Consider the following 17460-nt stretch of genomic DNA (forward strand, 5'->3'; position numbering starts at 1 on the left):
TGCCGGCAATGGAAATGCAAAAGGCCCCTTTCGGGGCCTTTGCGGAAACGGTCGACTCAGGAATGCCGAGGATGGTAGAGCGACACCAGCTCCATCAATCCCGCTACCGGCACCTCGCCTTCCAGCTCCGCCAGCGTAGCGGTGCTGAACGGCACGGCATCGCTGCGGCTGCCATGCACCAGCAGGCCGGCCAGCGCACCGACCAGCGGCTGATGCGTCACCAGCAGCAGGTTCTGCTCGTTGCGGCCATCGAGGAAACGCAGCACGTCTTTCGGATCGTCATCCGGAGTCAGCCAGGGCGCGGTGCCGACCGAACCCTCGAAACCCAGCGCCTCGCGAACCAGCTCGGCGGTTTCCTGGGCGCGCACGTAGGGGCTGGCGAGGATCCCGTCCAGCGGGCGACCAGCCAGCTGGGCGGCGCTTTTCAGCGCCTCCTTGATGCCATGGGCCGTCAGCCGGCGCTCGGCATCACGGCGAGCCTGGGGCTCGGCCTCGCCATGGCGCAGCAGCCAGAGCTTCAAAGCTTGGGCTCCTCGTCACGCACCGGGTGTGGCGCCGGCGGCACGTCGTGCGCGGCCTCGCCTTCCGGGGCATGGGCATTCGGCCAGTCGGCGAATGGCCAGGGCTTCTCTTCGGTCTGGAAGGTTCCGAAGCGGCCGATCTGCGCAAAGTACTGGCTCAGACTGTCGCCGAAACCCATCAGGCTGCCGCTGGGCGCACCGTAGATGACGCGGTAGATCAGCTGGATGATCACCACGGCGCCGAGGATCATCTCGGCGACGAACCAGACCAGCGCGAAGACCAGCATCCAGACGACGCGCAGGACCAGGGATTCCTTCTCTAGACGGTCAGCGGGCTGACGTTCAGCGGACATGGCGAAACCTCCTCAGAAACCGGTGGTGGGAATGAAGTCGACGTCGGTCTTCGGCTCGCCGCTCATCAGCGCTCCGATGACCTGCTCCAGTGTGCGGCCGCCGAACAGGATGGCGTTGAGGCCGGCCACCAGCGGCATGTAGACCTGCAACTCGTCGGCCTTGGCCTTGAGCACCTTGAGGGTATTCACGCCCTCGGCAGTCTCGCCCATGCGCGCCACGGCGTCTTCCAGGCTCAGGCCTTCGCCCAGGGCGAAGCCCACCTGATAGTTACGACTCTTGGGTGACGAACAGGTGACGATCAGGTCGCCCACACCCGCCAGGCCGAGGAAGGTCATGGGGTTGGCGCCGAGCTTGACGGCGAAGCGGGTCATCTCCGCCAGGGCGCGGGTGATCAGCATGCCCTTGGTGTTCTCGCCCATGCCCAGCGCGGCAGCCATGCCGGCAATAATGGCGTAGACGTTCTTCAGCGCGCCGCCCAGTTCGACACCGAAGCGGTCGCCACTGGCATAGACGCGGAAAGTGCGGCCGTGCAGGGCCTCCTGCACCTGGGCGCAGAGATCTTCGTCCTCGCTGGCGACCACGGTGGCGGTCAGCTCGTGCTCGGCGATCTCGCGCGCCAAGTTCGGGCCGGAAATCACCGCGATGCGCGACTTGGGCGCGATCTCTTCGAGTACCTGGCTCATCAGCTTGAAGCTCTGCGCCTCGATGCCCTTGGTCAGGCTGACCAGCATCTTGCCCGCCAACTCTTCGCTGCGGCCGTCGAGCACCTTGCGCAGGGCACTGGAAGGCACCGCGACGAAAATCATCTCGCACTCGGCCAAGGTCGCCGCCAGGTCCGTGGTCGGCTCCACGCCGTCATGGATACGCACGCCCTTGAGGTAGTTGGGATTCTCGCGGCGGGTGCGGATCGCCTCGGCCTGCTCCTCGTCGCGCATCCATTGACGAACGCGCTGCCCGTTTTCTGCCAGCAGATTGGCAAAGGCGGTGCCGAAACTGCCACCACCGAGGACGGCGATCGGTTGCTGCTGTGTCATGTCTGTTCCATTGATGGCCGCCCAGAGGCAGCGATTGGGGCATTATAAGGCCGCATCGGCGAGCGACCAGTGCGGATCGCCGGACTGGCAATCAGCGCTGCCTCGTTTAACATCCGTCTGACAGAAAACGTATAACTCCAGACGTCGACACATCTGATAAAAACCGAGAACAAGGTCGTTCCGTGCATCATCCCGCCCGCGTCCCTTTGCCGCTTACCCTGCTTGCCGCGCTGCTGGCCGGCAAGGCCATGGCGGGCGACCTGTTCGTGGACAGCCTCGACGTTCCCCAGGTTCTGACCGCGACGCGACTCAAACAGTCCCCCGCGGAAGTACCCGGCAGCATGACCGTACTCGACCGCGACCTGATCAAGGCCTCCGGCGCTCGCGACATTCCGGAGCTGATGCGCCTGGTACCGGGCATGATGGTCGGCTACCTGTCGGGCAACCAGGCGACGGTGAACTACCACGGCACCAACGTCACCGAGGCGCGGCGCCTGCAGGTGCTGGTGGACGGCCGTTCGGTGTACCGCCCGGGCCTGGCGACGGTGGACTGGAGCGACATCCCGGTGGCCATCGAGGACATCGACCGCATCGAGGTCTTCCGCGGCCCCAACGCGGTGAGCTACGGCGCCAATGCGCTGATGGGCGTCATCAACATCCTCACCCGCCACCCGGCCGACAGCCAGGGCACGCGGTTGAAATACACCGCCGGGCAGAACGGCGTCCGCGACTGGTATGCGAGCCAGGGCATCCACGACCGCTCAGGCGATTACCGGTTGTCGTTGTCCGGCCAGGAAGACGACGGCTTCGACCATGACCAGTTCGATCGCGACTACCGCGATGGCCGGCGCCTGAACCGCTTCAACCTGGTGGCCAGCCACAACCTCGACCTGCGCAACAGCCTGGACTGGCAGTTGGCAGCCAAGGAAGGCACGAACCAGCGGCCCTACAGCTACGAGCCGATCTTCGGCGACATCGCCCCCGGCGACGACAACTCCGACCTGACCGCGCGCGACTACGCGGGCTCGATGCGCTGGACCTTCGACGTGAACCCCGAGCACAGCTTCTATGTGCAGGGCTACGCCGAGCACTGGGAGCGCCTGCAGGACTTCGGCGCCTGCGAGGCCCAGGTCGCCTTCAGCCCCCAGCTGGCGCAGCTCTGGTCGCTGAACCCGAAGTACGTCGACGACCTGGCCGAAACGCTGCCCAGGATTCCCCGCGGGACCGCTCAGGAACAGGCACTCGCCGGGCAGGTGCTGCAGCAACTGGCCAATGGCGCCTACCTGCCGGTGTGCGGGCAGGTGAATCAGAACATTCGCGAGACCCGCTACGACCTGGAAATCCAGGACACCCTGAGCCTCGCCGAAGGCGTGCGGCTGGTCAGTGGCATGAGTTATCGGCACGACCAGGCCACCTCCGAGACCTATTTCGACGGCACGGTGAACAACGACATCTGGCGCCTGTTCGGCCAGCTGGAATGGCACCTGACGCCGCACTGGCTGCTGCAGGGCGGCGCGATGGCGGAGGACGACCAGCTTTCCGGCAGCTCGGTCAGCCCGCGCCTCGCGCTGAATTACCTGATCAACCCGCGCCACAGCCTGCGAGCGGTGTATTCCGAAGCGGTGCGCTCGCCGGACATGTACGAGAACGACGTGAACTGGAGCTACCGGGTGCGCAACCTCTCGCCGCTCGCGTATGGCCAGTCCAGCGCCTACTACTTCGCCCGCGCCCACGGCCCCGGCGACCTGGACCAGGAGCGCATGCGCTCGCGGGAAATCGGCTACAACGGCCAGTTCGACGAACTCGGGCTGGCGGTGGACATCAAAGCCTACTACGACGAAATCCACGGGCTGATCAGCGATCCCTTGCAGGTATCCGACTTCGAACCGACCAACGACAACGACATCCGCTTCAGCGGCGCCGAAACCCAGCTGGACTGGCGCCTGACGCGGCAGGACCGCGTGCGGCTGACCTATGCCTATGTCGACTACGATGCCAGCAGCCGCTACGACCGCCGCCTCACCGCGCGCAACAGCGGCTCGGCCGGGTGGATGCGCGACTGGGGGCGCGGTTGGTCCAGTTCGGTCTTCTACTATGGCGACGATGCGTTGAACGAACACCGCTTCGAGCGTGTAGACCTGCGCGTGGCCAAGCGCATTCCCCTGGGCCGCGCCGCGCTGGAGCTGGCCGGTGTCCTGCAGCAGCGCCTGGACGACGAACCGCTGACCTGGCCGGAAAACCGCTACGACAACCGCCACCTGCTCTACTTCAGTGCCGAGGTGGCCTTCTAGCATGTCTGCCCGCCGCTCATGGACGAGCCCCGGAACCCTCCTCGCCGCCCTGCTCCTCGGGTTGGCCTGCCTCTTCGCGCTGCCGGCCCAGGCCCGCGACATCCTGCTGGTCAGCACCGAGCAGAGCCCAGCCCTGCAGGACTTCGCCGAAGCGCTGGCGCAACATCGGCCCAATGACCAGATACGGCTGGAGACCCCGGAAAACCTGCCCCCCGCCGCCAACCTCGATGGCCAGACGCGCCTGCTGCTGCTCGGCAGCGGCGCGCTGAACTGGCGCCTGGCCAGCCACGATGCACCGCCGGCGCTGACGCTGCTGGTCAGCCGCGTCGAAGCCCGGCAGGTCCTGGGCGAGCGCGAGCCACCGCACCTCAGCCTGCTATGGAGCGACCCGCCGCCGGCCCGGCAACTGCAACTGGCGCTGCAACTCAGCCCGCGTCCGCAGCGCATTGGCGTGCTGCTCGGCCCCACCAGCGAGTTCCTCCTGCCGGAGCTCGACCAGGCTGCGCGGGAGCTCGGCGTCGAGCTCATCAACGAACGGCAAACCCGTCCTGACGACAGCCGCCCGTTGCGAGAATTGCTCGGTCGCAGTGACCTGCTGCTCGGGCTGGACGACAAACAGCTTTATAACGCGCAGACCATCAAGGGCATCCTCCTCAGCGCCTACGCCGAGAACCGGGCGCTGATCGGCCCTACCGCCGCCTTCGTCAAGGCCGGCAGCCTGGCCAGCAGCTACAGCGACCAGAGCGACTGGCTGGAGACCCTGGACACCCTGCTCGACCAGCCAGCGGAGCAATGGCCGCGCAGCCTCTACCCCGAACGCTTCAAGGTGCAGAGCAACCGCCAGGTGGCGCGTTCGCTGGGCATCGACCTGCCGGACGACGCGCAGCTTGCGCAGCGCCTGGCCGAAGGAGAGAAACCATGAGTTCCCGCAAGAGCTGGAACATCCAGACGCGCATGCTGGCCATCAGCCTGGGGCCTGCGCTGCTGTTGACCGTGCTGCTGACCGGCTACTTCACCTACTCGCGTCTGCAGGACCTGCGCCTGGAGTCCAACCATACCGGCCAGCTGATCGCCAACCAGCTCGCCCCGGCGGCGGAATACGGGGTGATCTCCGGCAACCTGCCCGTGCTGCAGAGCCTCCTGCGGGCGACCCTGAGCACCGCCCACGTGCGTTTCATCGAGGTGCGCGACCGGGGCGACAACATCCTCGTCTACGTCGAGCACGCAGCCGATCCCGCGCAGGCGAGTACCAAGGTGGAAATCTTCCACGCCTCGATCCAGCGCGAGAACATCGTCCTCAATGGCAGCGAGCTGGGCGGCTCCAACGACATGCTGCCGGCCGCCGCGCCGCCCAGCGGCGACTACCTGGGCCGCGTGGTGGTCGGCATGGCCAGCGACGCCTTCAGCGAGCGGCAGCAGGAGATCCTCCTCAAGGCCAGCCTGCTCGCCCTGTTCGCCCTGATCCTCACCTACCTGCTGGCGCGCCGTCTCGCCCGCCGGCTGGCGGCGCCGATCCGCACCATGGGCCGCGCCGTACAGGCGATCCAGACCGGCGACTACCACACCACCCTGCCGGTGCCGGATGACGGCGAAGTCGGCGATCTCGCCCGACACATCAACAACCTCGCCCGCGGCCTGCAACAGGCCAGCCTGGAGCAGGAGCGCAGCATCGCCCAACTGGTGGCCGCGCGCGAGGAGGCCGAAGAGGCCAACCGCGCCAAATCCGACTTCCTGGCAATGATGAGCCACGAGCTGCGCACTCCGATGAACGGCGTGCTGGGCATGCTGCAGCTGCTGGAAACCACCGAACTGAACCAGGAGCAGGCCGAATACAGCGCGCTGGCCACCGAATCCACCGAACACCTGCTCAAGGTGATCAACGACATCCTCGACTTCTCCCGCGTCGAGCGCGGCGCGCTGGAGCTGGAACGCATTCCGTTCAACCTGCTGGAGCTGATCCAGAGCTCGATCCAGGTCTTCCAGCACAGCGCCCAGCAGCGCGGCCTGGCACTGGAAATGAACGTGCAGGACGGGCTGGACAATCTCGAGGTGCAGGGTGACCCGACACGCATCCGGCAGATCCTCGTCAACCTGCTGGGCAATGCGCTGAAATTCACCGAAGAAGGCGGCGTGCGCCTGGAAGCCACCTGGCAGGCACTGGATGCAGAGGTGCTGTGGCTCAGCTGCTCGGTGCAGGACAGCGGCATCGGCATCTCTCACGAACGCCTGGAACACATGTTCGAGGCCTTCCAGCAGGCCGACTCATCCACCTCGCGTCGCTATGGCGGCACCGGGCTGGGCCTGTCCATCGCGCGCACCCTCGCCGAACGGATGGGCGGCACCCTGGGTGCGGTCAGCGAAGAAGACTGCGGTTCGACCTTCACCCTGGAAATCCCCCTGCCCTTCCGCGAGCGTCAAAGCGCCGCAGAAGACGGGGCGAACGGCGGCGCCGCGCTTGCCACTGGTCAGTCCGTGCTGCTGGTGGAAGACAACCCGGTGAATCAAACGGTCATAGAAGCTATGTTGCGCAGCCTGGGCTATCGCGTCACGCTGGTGGGTGACGGCGCCCAGGCAGTGCGCACCTCGGAGCGCGGCGAGTTCGCAGTGATCCTGATGGACTGCCGCCTGCCGGTGCTCAACGGCTACGAAGCTACCCGGCAGATCCGCGCAAAACCGGGCGGCGAACAGGTGCCGATCATCGCCCTGACCGCCAATGCGCTACAGGGTGACCGCGAGGCGTGCCTTGAGGCGGGAATGAACGACTATCTCGCAAAGCCGTTCAAACGTGCGGAGTTGCAGCGGATTCTGCAGCGCTGGGTTGCTCCAGGTCGTTGATCCAGGGAGCACTTGCCCGCAAACTGCGGACCGGCCCACGGCCTGCGTCCCGACAGGGAAACCTGGCGTCGGCGAAAAGTGAACAAGCGTTCGCCGATTGCTGTGACTTTCACTTAAAGGCAATAGTCTATGACTAGGCTGCCGCATGACACCGTTACAAGTACGACGGTACGCGGCACCGCAGGCACAAGCCAAACAACGCCTGCTATCCAGGATTTTTGAGGAGCTCGCATGACCAAACAAAACGCCTTCACCCGAGAAGACCTGCTGCGCTGCAGCCGCGGCGAGCTCTTCGGCCCGGGTAATGCGCAACTGCCCGCCCCGAACATGCTGATGATCGACCGCATCACCCACATCAGTGATGTCGGCGGCAAGTACGGCAAGGGCGAACTGGTCGCCGAGCTGGATATCAACCCGGACCTGTGGTTCTTCGCCTGCCACTTCGAAGGCGACCCCGTCATGCCGGGCTGCCTGGGCCTCGATGCCATGTGGCAGCTGGTAGGCTTCCACCTCGGCTGGCAGGGCAATCCCGGCCGCGGCCGCGCCCTGGGTTCGGGCGAAGTGAAGTTCTTCGGCCAGGTCCTGCCGACCGCCAAGAAAGTCACCTACAACATTCACATCAAGCGTACGATCAATCGTTCGCTGATCCTGGCCATCGCCGACGGCACCGTCAGCGTCGACGGCCGCGAAATCTACAGCGCCGAAGGCCTCCGCGTCGGCCTGTTCACTTCCACTGACAGCTTCTAAGGGTATCCGCATGCGTCGCGTCGTGATCACCGGTCTGGGCATCGTTTCCTGCCTGGGCAATGACAAAGACACCGTCTCCGCCAACCTTCGCGCAGGCCGTGCTGGCATCCGCCACAACCCGAGCTATGCCGAGATGGGCCTGCGTAGCCATGTGTCCGGTTCGGTCAACCTGAACCTGGAAGAGCTGATCGACCGCAAGGTCTTCCGCTTCATGGGCGACGCCGCCGCTTATGCCTACCTGGCAATGGAACAGGCAATCAAGGACTCCGGCCTCACCCCCGAGCAGATCTCCAACCCGCGCACCGGCCTGATCGCCGGCTCCGGCGGTGCTTCCACCCTGAACCAGATGGAAGCCATCGATACCCTGCGCGAGAAGGGCGTCAAGCGCATCGGCCCATACCGCGTGACCCGCACCATGGGCAGCACCGTATCCGCGTGCCTGGCCACTCCCTTCCAGATCAAGGGCGTGAACTATTCCATCTCCTCGGCCTGCGCCACCAGCGCGCATTGCATCGGCCAGGCCATGGAGCAGATCCAGCTGGGCAAGCAGGACGTCGTCTTCGCTGGCGGCGGTGAGGAAGAACACTGGAGCCAGAGCTGCCTGTTCGACGCCATGGGCGCCCTCTCCACCCAGTACAACGACACTCCGGAAAAAGCTTCCCGCGCCTACGACGCCAAGCGTGACGGCTTCGTCATCGCCGGCGGCGGCGGTATGGTCGTGGTCGAAGAGCTGGAGCACGCCCTCAAGCGTGGCGCCAAGATCTACGCCGAAATCGTCGGCTACGGTGCCACCTCCGATGGCTACGACATGGTCGCCCCGAGCGGCGAAGGCGCCATCCGCTGCATGCAGCAGGCCCTGGCCACCGTCGACACCCCGATCGACTACCTGAACACCCACGGCACCTCCACCCCGGTCGGCGACGTCGCTGAAATCCGTGGTGTGCGCGAAGTGTTCGGCACCAACGCGCCGGCCATCAGCTCCACCAAGAGCCTGTCCGGCCACTCGCTGGGCGCTGCCGGCGTTCACGAGGCGATCTACTGCCTGCTGATGATGGAAGGCAACTTCATTGCCGGTTCCGCGAACATCGACGAACTGGACCCGGAAGTCGCTGACATGCCGATCCTGCGCGAGACCCGCGAAAACGCGAAGATCGACACCGTCATGAGCAACAGCTTTGGCTTCGGCGGCACCAACGCCACCCTGGTCCTGAAACGCCACAACGGCTGATCAAAGACCAACACAAAAAAGGCGCCCTAGGGCGCCTTTTTTGTTATCTGCGATTTCGCTCTACCCTCTCACTGCCAATCCCGTCAGGATGTGCAGGCTTGATTACAGGGAGCGTGCAGATGGAACTGATGATCAGACAGGCCCACAGCGACGACGCCAAAGCCATCAGCCAAGTGATCGTAGCGGCCGTCAGAGAGAGCAACGGCCAGGACTACCCGGCAAGTGTCATCGAGTCGGTGGTGGCGCATTTCACGCCTGAGCGGCTAATCGAGCTGCTGAAAGAACGCCTGATATTCGTCGCCTTACTGAACGACCAGATCGTCGGCACAGGCGCCCTGGATGGCAATGCCGTCCGCAGCCTCTTCATTGCGCCTCAGCAGCAGCGCAAGGGCATCGGGCAGGCCCTGATGAGAAGAATCGAGAAAGCCGCCCTGGAGCGCGGCATAGAGGCCCTGCTGACCCCTCTTCTCTCACCGCTGAAAGCTTCTACGCTCGCCTGGGCTATCGCGTGCTGCGCGAACAGCTCCACGGAGAAGAGCGCACCATCAACTGTTCAGCGTGCCAATCGGCCCCCACTCCCTTCAGGGAGAGGGCAGCGCGCCACGCAGAAGCATCCAATGGCACAGCGAGCATTTTTCCTTCTCCAAAAACAAAACCCCCGACCAGCTCTCGCTGATCAGGGGCTTTGGAATTAGAAGCTTGACGATGACCTACTCTCACATGGAGAAACTCCACACTACCATCGGCGATGCGTCGTTTCACTACTGAGTTCGGGATGGGATCAGGTGGTTCCAACGCTCTATGGTCGTCAAGCAATTCGGCTGGATGCTCGCCTTGGCGCTCATCCGAATTCGGGTTGCTTACACTAATAAGCAAAACCCCCGGCCAGCGATGCTGACCAGGGGTCTTGGGATAAGAGCTTGACGATGACCTACTCTCACATGGAGAAACTCCACACTACCATCGGCGATGCGTCGTTTCACTACTGAGTTCGGGATGGGATCAGGTGGTTCCAACGCTCTATGGTCGTCAAGCAATTCTTTATGGACGCTCGTGGCAGATGCACACGCTCATCCAGATTCAGGTATGTGACAGGTATTTGCGGTTCACACGAACTTTCGGTTCGTTACGTCTTCACCGTACAACACACAAATTGTTTGGGTGTTATATGGTCAAGCCTCACGGGCAATTAGTATCGGTTAGCTCAACGCCTCACAGCGCTTACACACCCGACCTATCAACGTCGTAGTCTTCGACGGCCCTTCAGGGGAATCAAGTTCCCAGTGAGATCTCATCTTGAGGCTAGTTTCCCGCTTAGATGCTTTCAGCGGTTATCTATTCCGAACATAGCTACCCGGCAATGCCACTGGCGTGACAACCGGAACACCAGAGGTTCGTCCACTCCGGTCCTCTCGTACTAGGAGCAGCCCCTCTCAAATCTCAAACGTCCACGGCAGATAGGGACCGAACTGTCTCACGACGTTCTAAACCCAGCTCGCGTACCACTTTAAATGGCGAACAGCCATACCCTTGGGACCGGCTTCAGCCCCAGGATGTGATGAGCCGACATCGAGGTGCCAAACACCGCCGTCGATATGAACTCTTGGGCGGTATCAGCCTGTTATCCCCGGAGTACCTTTTATCCGTTGAGCGATGGCCCTTCCATACAGAACCACCGGATCACTAAGACCTACTTTCGTACCTGCTCGACGTGTCTGTCTCGCAGTCAAGCGCGCTTTTGCCTTTATACTCTACGACCGATTTCCGACCGGTCTGAGCGCACCTTCGTACTCCTCCGTTACTCTTTAGGAGGAGACCGCCCCAGTCAAACTGCCCACCATACACTGTCCTCGATCCGGATAACGGACCAGAGTTAGAACCTCAAGCATGCCAGGGTGGTATTTCAAGGATGGCTCCACGCAGACTGGCGTCCACGCTTCAAAGCCTCCCACCTATCCTACACAAGCAGGCTCAAAGTCCAGTGCAAAGCTACAGTAAAGGTTCACGGGGTCTTTCCGTCTAGCCGCGGATACACTGCATCTTCACAGCGATTTCAATTTCACTGAGTCTCGGGTGGAGACAGCGCCGCCATCGTTACGCCATTCGTGCAGGTCGGAACTTACCCGACAAGGAATTTCGCTACCTTAGGACCGTTATAGTTACGGCCGCCGTTTACCGGGGCTTCGATCAAGAGCTTCGCTTTCGCTAACCCCATCAATTAACCTTCCGGCACCGGGCAGGCGTCACACCCTATACGTCCACTTTCGTGTTTGCAGAGTGCTGTGTTTTTAATAAACAGTCGCAGCGGCCTGGTATCTTCGACCGGCATGGGCTTACGCAGTAAATGCTTCACCCTCGCCGGCGCACCTTCTCCCGAAGTTACGGTGCCATTTTGCCTAGTTCCTTCACCCGAGTTCTCTCAAGCGCCTTGGTATTCTCTACCCAACCACCTGTGTCGGTTTGGGGTACGGTTCCTAGTTACCTGAAGCTTAGAAGCTTTTCCTGGAAGCATGGCATCAACCACTTCATCATCTGAAAGATGACTCGTCATCAGCTCTCGGCATTAAGACCCCGGATTTACCTAAGATCTCTGCCTACCACCTTAAACTTGGACAACCAACGCCAAGCTGGCCTAGCCTTCTCCGTCCCTCCATCGCAGTAACTAGAAGTACAGGAATATTAACCTGTTTCCCATCGACTACGCTCTTCAGCCTCGCCTTAGGGACCGACTAACCCTGCGTCGATTAACGTTGCGCAGGAACCCTTGGTCTTTCGGCGTGGGAGTTTTTCACTCCCATTGTCGTTACTCATGTCAGCATTCGCACTTCTGATACCTCCAGCAAGCTTCTCAACTCACCTTCACAGGCTTACAGAACGCTCCTCTACCGCGCATCTTGCGATGCACCCGTAGCTTCGGTGTATGGTTTGAGCCCCGTTACATCTTCCGCGCAGGCCGACTCGACTAGTGAGCTATTACGCTTTCTTTAAAGGGTGGCTGCTTCTAAGCCAACCTCCTAGCTGTCTAAGCCTTCCCACATCGTTTACCACTTAACCATAACTTTGGGACCTTAGCTGACGGTCTGGGTTGTTTCCCTTTTCACGACGGACGTTAGCACCCGCCGTGTGTCTCCCACGCTGACACTTCCAGGTATTCGGAGTTTGCATCGGTTTGGTAAGTCGGGATGACCCCCTAGCCGAAACAGTGCTCTACCCCCTGGAGTGATACGTGAGGCGCTACCTAAATAGCTTTCGAGGAGAACCAGCTATCTCCGAGCTTGATTAGCCTTTCACTCCGATCCACAAGTCATCCCCTACCTTTTCAACGGGAGTGGGTTCGGTCCTCCAGTCAGTGTTACCTAACCTTCAACCTGCTCATGGATAGATCGCCCGGTTTCGGGTCTATACCCAGCGACTAAAACGCCCTATTAAGACTCGCTTTCGCTACGCCTTCCCTATACGGTTAAGCTCGCCACTGAATATAAGTCGCTGACCCATTATACAAAAGGTACGCAGTCACCTAACAAAGTAGGCTCCCACTGCTTGTACGCATACGGTTTCAGGTTCTATTTCACTCCCCTCTCCGGGGTTCTTTTCGCCTTTCCCTCACGGTACTGGTTCACTATCGGTCAGTCAGTAGTATTTAGCCTTGGAGGATGGTCCCCCCATATTCAGACAAAGTTTCTCGTGCTCCGTCCTACTCGATTTCACTTCAAAGAACCTTTCACATACGGGGCTATCACCCACTATGGCCGCACTTTCCAGAGCGTTCTGTTAGATTCAAAGAAGCTTAAGGGCTAATCCCCGTTCGCTCGCCACTACTAAGGGAATCTCGGTTGATTTCTTTTCCTCAGGGTACTTAGATGTTTCAGTTCCCCTGGTTCGCCTCTTGCACCTATGTATTCAGTACAAGATACCTAGCTTATGCCAGGTGGGTTTCCCCATTCAGAGATCTCCGGATCAAAGTCTGTTTGCCGACTCCCCGAAGCTTATCGCAGGCTACCACGTCTTTCATCGCCTCTGACTGCCAAGGCATCCACCGTATGCGCTTCTTCACTTGACCATATAACCCCAAGCAATCTGGTTATTGTCTCGAACGTGAAGACGACATTCGCCGAAAATTCGCGCTTGAACTCGCAAATTTTACCTTGACTTGAATAATCACCAGTGAAAGAGATTATTCAGTCTACTTCTATCACATACCCAAATTTTTAAAGAACAGTTCTGGCACAAAGACCAGACATCAATGTTCGTTCAACCTGAACATTCATGTCTGAGCTTTCGACGATTAATGGTGGAGCCAAGGAGGATCGAACTCCTGACCTCCTGCGTGCAAAGCAGGCGCTCTCCCAGCTGAGCTATGGCCCCATCGGATCAGCAGCACACCACAACAATTGGTGGGTCTGGGCAGATTCGAACTGCCGACCTCACCCTTATCAGGGGTGCGCTCTAACCAACTGAGCTACAGACCCAATCGTCTAACCAGTGAATCAAGCAATTCGTGTGGGAGCTTATGAAGAAGCTGAGATCTTCGATTAAGGAGGTGATCCAGCCGCAGGTTCCCCTACGGCTACCTTGTTACGACTTCACCCCAGTCATGAATCACTCCGTGGTAACCGTCCCCCTTGCGGTTAGACTAGCTACTTCTGGAGCAACCCACTCCCATGGTGTGACGGGCGGTGTGTACAAGGCCCGGGAACGTATTCACCGTGACATTCTGATTCACGATTACTAGCGATTCCGACTTCACGCAGTCGAGTTGCAGACTGCGATCCGGACTACGATCGGTTTTATGGGATTAGCTCCACCTCGCGGCTTGGCAACCCTCTGTACCGACCATTGTAGCACGTGTGTAGCCCTGGCCGTAAGGGCCATGATGACTTGACGTCATCCCCACCTTCCTCCGGTTTGTCACCGGCAGTCTCCTTAGAGTGCCCACCATAACGTGCTGGTAACTAAGGACAAGGGTTGCGCTCGTTACGGGACTTAACCCAACATCTCACGACACGAGCTGACGACAGCCATGCAGCACCTGTGTTCCGATTCCCGAAGGCACTCCCGCATCTCTGCAGGATTCCGGACATGTCAAGGCCAGGTAAGGTTCTTCGCGTTGCTTCGAATTAAACCACATGCTCCACCGCTTGTGCGGGCCCCCGTCAATTCATTTGAGTTTTAACCTTGCGGCCGTACTCCCCAGGCGGTCGACTTATCGCGTTAGCTGCGCCACTAAGATCTCAAGGATCCCAACGGCTAGTCGACATCGTTTACGGCGTGGACTACCAGGGTATCTAATCCTGTTTGCTCCCCACGCTTTCGCACCTCAGTGTCAGTATCAGTCCAGGTGGTCGCCTTCGCCACTGGTGTTCCTTCCTATATCTACGCATTTCACCGCTACACAGGAAATTCCACCACCCTCTACCGTACTCTAGTCAGGCAGTTATGGATGCAGTTCCCAGGTTGAGCCCGGGGATTTCACATCCATCTTACCAAACCACCTACGCGCGCTTTACGCCCAGTAATTCCGATTAACGCTTGCACCCTTCGTATTACCGCGGCTGCTGGCACGAAGTTAGCCGGTGCTTATTCTGTTGGTAACGTCAAAACAGCAAGGTATTAACTTACTGCCCTTCCTCCCAACTTAAAGTGCTTTACAATCCGAAGACCTTCTTCACACACGCGGCATGGCTGGATCAGGCTTTCGCCCATTGTCCAATATTCCCCACTGCTGCCTCCCGTAGGAGTCTGGACCGTGTCTCAGTTCCAGTGTGACTGATCATCCTCTCAGACCAGTTACGGATCGTCGCCTTGGTAGGCCTTTACCCCACCAACTAGCTAATCCGACCTAGGCTCATCTGATAGCGCAAGGCCCGAAGGTCCCCTGCTTTCTCCCGTAGGACGTATGCGGTATTAGCGTTCCTTTCGAAACGTTGTCCCCCACTACCAGGCAGATTCCTAGGCATTACTCACCCGTCCGCCGCTGAATCCAGGAGCAAGCTCCCATCATCCGCTCGACTTGCATGTGTTAGGCCTGCCGCCAGCGTTCAATCTGAGCCATGATCAAACTCTTCAGTTCAATACTGCTTGGGTTTTGAGAAAACCCTAAACTTGGCTCAGCAATCGCATGCTCTATTTAAAGAGCTAAAACTCTCGAATTCACGAGTGTTACTTGCGCTGCTGATAATCAGTCGATCATCAGTCTTACATCACAAGCACCCACACGAATTGCTTGATTCAACTTGTTAAAGAGCAGTTGGTTGATTCTTTCGTCTCAACCGAGGCGCGCATTCTACGCTAACCTCATCTTTCGTCAAGCTTTATTTTTCGAAAATTTCTTTTCTACTCAATCGCTTGGGCTTCCGAGAAGTCAAACCTCTCATCAGCGGGAGGCGCATTCTACAGCGATCAAACTCACTGTCAAGCACCTCGGCGATCTTCTTTTCAGCTCGCTGCCGGAGCAGCTAATGAAGAGCGGCAAGTGAATCACCTGCCTGATCACCACTCTCAACTCAGATCTCTGTAAGTACTTGATTTTCAAGTGCTTTCAGCGCTTCGTCGCCGGGAGTGGTGCGCATTATAGGGAGTTTAAATCGAGCGTCAACGACTTTTTGCAGAAAGATGACAAAGGGGCCTCTCCCCTCCTTATATATAGAAGCGATACCTTCCTGTAGCTGCACCCCACCAGGCGCATCGGCAGCAGCCAAACAGCTGCGTCGTGCCGCTTATATAAAGCAGGCGCCGCCAAACCTCCGCATTTGCGCACTTCCCGGATTCCTACGCGCTTTGCAGGTTGCCGCCTCGGAAAGCCCAAAGCCCTCCTCCATCCTCCGACCGTCACGGTCAGTCCCGTGGCCAGGTTTAGCGACTTGAGGAGATGGCGCGATTGCGCTGAAGGCACATGCGGGAAACAGCGACTATTTCCTGTAGGCCCTTTCACGCCTGTAGTATTCACTACTGGCTCTATGGCGGATCGCGCAGGGAGACCCTCGGGTCTGCCGGTTCCATCTCCCGGTTCGCTAACCCTGCGCGGTCCGCCACCCTTCGAATAGCGACGACGTGTGGCGGCTCCTCAACCTCGTAGATGGAGCCTCACCATGCAAGACGCCTACAAGCCTGTCGTTTTTCAACGCCACACCTATCAACTGCGCGCCGTCCTGATCGACCGCCAACCCTGGTTCGTCGCCCACGACTTCGCCCTCCTGATCAACGCCCGTCGCCCCTACCGCCTCCCCCAGCGCATGGACCCGGAACAGAAACGCGCCGTCATCCTGGAATACCTCAGCGGCTTCCGCGAAGAAGTAGAAGTCATCAGCGAGTCCGGCGCCTACAAAGCCCTCTACCGCTTCTGGCACCTCGAACACCGCCACATCGCCAAATGGCTCAGCGACGAAGTCCTCCCAACCCTTCACGACTCCCAGCACATCCCCGACAGCAATCCCCACCGCACCTTCATGACCTGGGCCGACCAACGAATCGGCGTCATCAAGTGGCAAGGGGAAATCTGGATAGCTCGCCGCGACCTACCGGATTTCCTGGCGGCGCAGGATGATTGGGCACTGAGAGACGCGCCGAGTTGGCGGTCGATATAGGAAATTTTTGAGGGAAGAGAAATGCAAAAAAGGCCGGCTCATTGCTGAACCGGCCTTTTCAAATTTGGTCGGGACGGAGTGATTCGAACACTCGACCCCTTGCACCCCATGCAAGTGCGCTACCAGGCTGCGCTACGCCCCGACGTTGCTTTTGAGTTCCCTCAGAAGCGGATCGCACTATACCCCAAGCATCTGCTTTGGAGAAGTGCTTTTTTCATTTTTTTCAGTTACTTGCGCAGCACATGCAGCACATCTTCCAATTCGACGATCATCTGCCGGATCAGTTGCTTGTACTGGGTGGCGTCCTCGCGGGCTTCGTCGCCGGTGAGGCGCTGACGGGCGCCGCCGATGGTGAAACCCTGATCGTAGAGCAGCGCACGAATCTGGCGAATCATGAGCACGTCCTGGCGCTGGTAGTAGCGCCGGTTGCCCCTTCGCTTGACCGGGTTGAGTTGCGGGAACTCCTGTTCCCAGTACCGCAGCACGTGCGGCTTCACCGCGCAAAGATCGCTCACTTCACCGATGGTGAAATAGCGCTTGCCCGGGATAGGGGGCAACTCATCGTTATGACTTGGTTCCAGCATAAGCTTCAACCCTGGCCTTCAGTTTCTGCCCTGGACGAAAGGTGACGACGCGCCGGGCTGTGATCGGGATTTCCTCTCCCGTCTTGGGGTTGCGTCCGGGGCGCTGGCGCTTGTCGCGCAGATCGAAGTTGCCGAAACCCGACAACTTCACCTGTTCGTTATGCTCCAGCGCCTGGCGGATCTCTTCGAAGAAGAGCTCCACCAGTTCCTTGGCTTCCCGCTTATTCAGGCCCAGCTCTTCGTACAGACGTTCAGCAATTTCAGCTTTCGTCAGAGCCCCCAT

12 protein-coding genes, 3 tRNA genes and 4 rRNA genes are annotated in these 17460 nt (G+C 59.9%); 7 read left to right on the top strand and 12 right to left on the bottom strand.

Annotated features, from left to right (window positions below; translation table 11 throughout):
* Window positions 1-56 precede the first annotated feature (56 nt).
* Genes sixA through G4G71_RS23205 form a run of 3 tightly spaced genes read right to left on the bottom strand, consistent with a single transcriptional unit; the run spans window position 57 to window position 1909 of the window.
* Window positions 57-521 (bottom strand): phosphohistidine phosphatase SixA, encoded by a 465-nt coding sequence (sixA, locus tag G4G71_RS23195; RefSeq protein WP_169940509.1) that lies wholly within the window; start codon window positions 519-521, stop codon window positions 57-59.
* The gene (locus tag G4G71_RS23200) at window positions 518-874 is read right to left on the bottom strand and encodes a DUF4389 domain-containing protein (RefSeq protein WP_169940511.1); all 357 of its coding nucleotides are present in this window, start codon (window positions 872-874) and stop codon (window positions 518-520) included. Before G4G71_RS23200 ends, sixA begins: the two co-directional genes overlap by 4 nt.
* Before the next feature lie 12 nt (window positions 875-886).
* Window positions 887-1909, bottom strand: a complete 1023-nt coding sequence (locus tag G4G71_RS23205; protein WP_169940513.1) for an NAD(P)H-dependent glycerol-3-phosphate dehydrogenase — start codon at window positions 1907-1909, stop codon at window positions 887-889.
* A gap of 182 nt (window positions 1910-2091) precedes the next feature.
* Here G4G71_RS23205 and G4G71_RS23210 point away from each other — a divergent pair, with 182 nt between their 5' ends.
* The 6 genes from G4G71_RS23210 to G4G71_RS23235 all read left to right on the top strand — a co-directional run bounded on the left by G4G71_RS23210 (window position 2092) and on the right by G4G71_RS23235 (window position 9705).
* Window positions 2092-4200, top strand: coding sequence for a TonB-dependent receptor plug domain-containing protein (locus tag G4G71_RS23210; protein ID WP_169940515.1), 2109 nt, complete (start codon window positions 2092-2094; stop codon window positions 4198-4200).
* A 1-nt stretch (window position 4201) separates the two neighbouring features.
* Window positions 4202-5122, top strand: coding sequence for an ABC transporter substrate-binding protein (locus G4G71_RS23215; protein ID WP_169940517.1), 921 nt, complete (start codon window positions 4202-4204; stop codon window positions 5120-5122).
* On the top strand, window positions 5119-7035 hold the full coding sequence (locus G4G71_RS23220; protein WP_169940519.1) for an ATP-binding protein: 1917 nt from the start codon (window positions 5119-5121) through the stop codon (window positions 7033-7035). Before G4G71_RS23215 ends, G4G71_RS23220 begins: the two co-directional genes overlap by 4 nt.
* Before the next feature lie 231 nt (window positions 7036-7266).
* Entirely contained in the window at window positions 7267-7782 is a 516-nt protein-coding gene (gene fabA, locus G4G71_RS23225) for a 3-hydroxyacyl-[acyl-carrier-protein] dehydratase FabA (protein ID WP_017517389.1), read from the top strand.
* Window positions 7783-7792: 10 nt separating this feature from the next.
* On the top strand, window positions 7793-9010 hold the full coding sequence (gene fabB, locus G4G71_RS23230; protein WP_169940521.1) for a beta-ketoacyl-ACP synthase I: 1218 nt from the start codon (window positions 7793-7795) through the stop codon (window positions 9008-9010).
* A gap of 119 nt (window positions 9011-9129) precedes the next feature.
* Window positions 9130-9705: a GNAT family N-acetyltransferase gene (locus tag G4G71_RS23235; protein ID WP_338110201.1), complete on the top strand. Its 576-nt coding sequence runs from the start codon at window positions 9130-9132 to the stop codon at window positions 9703-9705.
* Between the two features lie 2 nt (window positions 9706-9707).
* Here the strand turns inward: G4G71_RS23235 and rrf (G4G71_RS23240) are convergent.
* The 6 genes from rrf (G4G71_RS23240) to G4G71_RS23265 all read right to left on the bottom strand — a co-directional run bounded on the left by rrf (G4G71_RS23240) (window position 9708) and on the right by G4G71_RS23265 (window position 15080).
* A 5S ribosomal RNA gene (gene rrf, locus G4G71_RS23240) occupies window positions 9708-9823 on the bottom strand.
* 105 nt (window positions 9824-9928) lie between these two features.
* Window positions 9929-10044, bottom strand: a 5S ribosomal RNA gene (rrf, locus tag G4G71_RS23245).
* A gap of 134 nt (window positions 10045-10178) precedes the next feature.
* Window positions 10179-13070: ribosomal RNA gene (locus G4G71_RS23250) — 23S ribosomal RNA — on the bottom strand.
* A 229-nt stretch (window positions 13071-13299) separates the two neighbouring features.
* Window positions 13300-13375, bottom strand: a tRNA-Ala gene (locus G4G71_RS23255).
* Window positions 13376-13402: 27 nt separating this feature from the next.
* Window positions 13403-13479: transfer RNA gene (locus tag G4G71_RS23260), tRNA-Ile, on the bottom strand.
* 64 nt (window positions 13480-13543) lie between these two features.
* Window positions 13544-15080 (bottom strand): 16S ribosomal RNA (locus G4G71_RS23265).
* Together the 16S, 23S and 5S rRNA genes with 2 tRNA genes alongside form the textbook arrangement of a ribosomal RNA operon.
* Before the next feature lie 1018 nt (window positions 15081-16098).
* Here G4G71_RS23265 and G4G71_RS23270 point away from each other — a divergent pair.
* Entirely contained in the window at window positions 16099-16593 is a 495-nt protein-coding gene (locus G4G71_RS23270; protein ID WP_169940523.1) for a BRO-N domain-containing protein, read from the top strand.
* A 65-nt stretch (window positions 16594-16658) separates the two neighbouring features.
* On the opposite strand, the gene G4G71_RS23275 is transcribed toward G4G71_RS23270, so the two are convergent.
* The 3 genes from G4G71_RS23275 to ihfA all read right to left on the bottom strand — a co-directional run bounded on the left by G4G71_RS23275 (window position 16659) and on the right by ihfA (window position 17460).
* Window positions 16659-16735 (bottom strand) — tRNA-Pro (locus G4G71_RS23275).
* An 85-nt stretch (window positions 16736-16820) separates the two neighbouring features.
* Window positions 16821-17177 carry a MerR family transcriptional regulator gene (locus G4G71_RS23280; RefSeq protein WP_169940525.1) on the bottom strand — a complete coding sequence of 119 codons (357 nt, stop codon included), beginning with the start codon at window positions 17175-17177 and terminating at the stop codon, window positions 16821-16823.
* Window positions 17158-17460, bottom strand: a complete 303-nt coding sequence (gene ihfA, locus G4G71_RS23285) for an integration host factor subunit alpha (protein WP_003090661.1) — start codon at window positions 17458-17460, stop codon at window positions 17158-17160. Before ihfA ends, G4G71_RS23280 begins: the two co-directional genes overlap by 20 nt.

The sequence above is a fragment of the Pseudomonas multiresinivorans genome (genome assembly GCF_012971725.1).
GTDB lineage: Bacteria > Pseudomonadota > Gammaproteobacteria > Pseudomonadales > Pseudomonadaceae > Pseudomonas > Pseudomonas multiresinivorans.

What these genes read in the sequence shown, in the direction of transcription:
- G4G71_RS23200 (WP_169940511.1), bottom strand. Translation starts at nt 874, where the DNA reads ATGTCCGCTGAACGTCAGCCCGCTGACCGTCTAGAGAAGGAATCCCTG.
- G4G71_RS23205 (WP_169940513.1), bottom strand. Translation starts at nt 1,909, where the DNA reads ATGACACAGCAGCAACCGATCGCCGTCCTCGGTGGTGGCAGTTTCGGC.
- G4G71_RS23215 (WP_169940517.1), top strand. Translation starts at nt 4,202, where the DNA reads ATGTCTGCCCGCCGCTCATGGACGAGCCCCGGAACCCTCCTCGCCGCC.
- G4G71_RS23220 (WP_169940519.1), top strand. Translation starts at nt 5,119, where the DNA reads ATGAGTTCCCGCAAGAGCTGGAACATCCAGACGCGCATGCTGGCCATC.
- fabA (WP_017517389.1), top strand. Translation starts at nt 7,267, where the DNA reads ATGACCAAACAAAACGCCTTCACCCGAGAAGACCTGCTGCGCTGCAGC.
- fabB (WP_169940521.1), top strand. Translation starts at nt 7,793, where the DNA reads ATGCGTCGCGTCGTGATCACCGGTCTGGGCATCGTTTCCTGCCTGGGC.
- G4G71_RS23235 (WP_338110201.1), top strand. Translation starts at nt 9,130, where the DNA reads ATGGAACTGATGATCAGACAGGCCCACAGCGACGACGCCAAAGCCATC.
- G4G71_RS23270 (WP_169940523.1), top strand. Translation starts at nt 16,099, where the DNA reads ATGCAAGACGCCTACAAGCCTGTCGTTTTTCAACGCCACACCTATCAA.
- G4G71_RS23280 (WP_169940525.1), bottom strand. Translation starts at nt 17,177, where the DNA reads ATGCTGGAACCAAGTCATAACGATGAGTTGCCCCCTATCCCGGGCAAG.
- ihfA (WP_003090661.1), bottom strand. Translation starts at nt 17,460, where the DNA reads ATGGGGGCTCTGACGAAAGCTGAAATTGCTGAACGTCTGTACGAAGAG.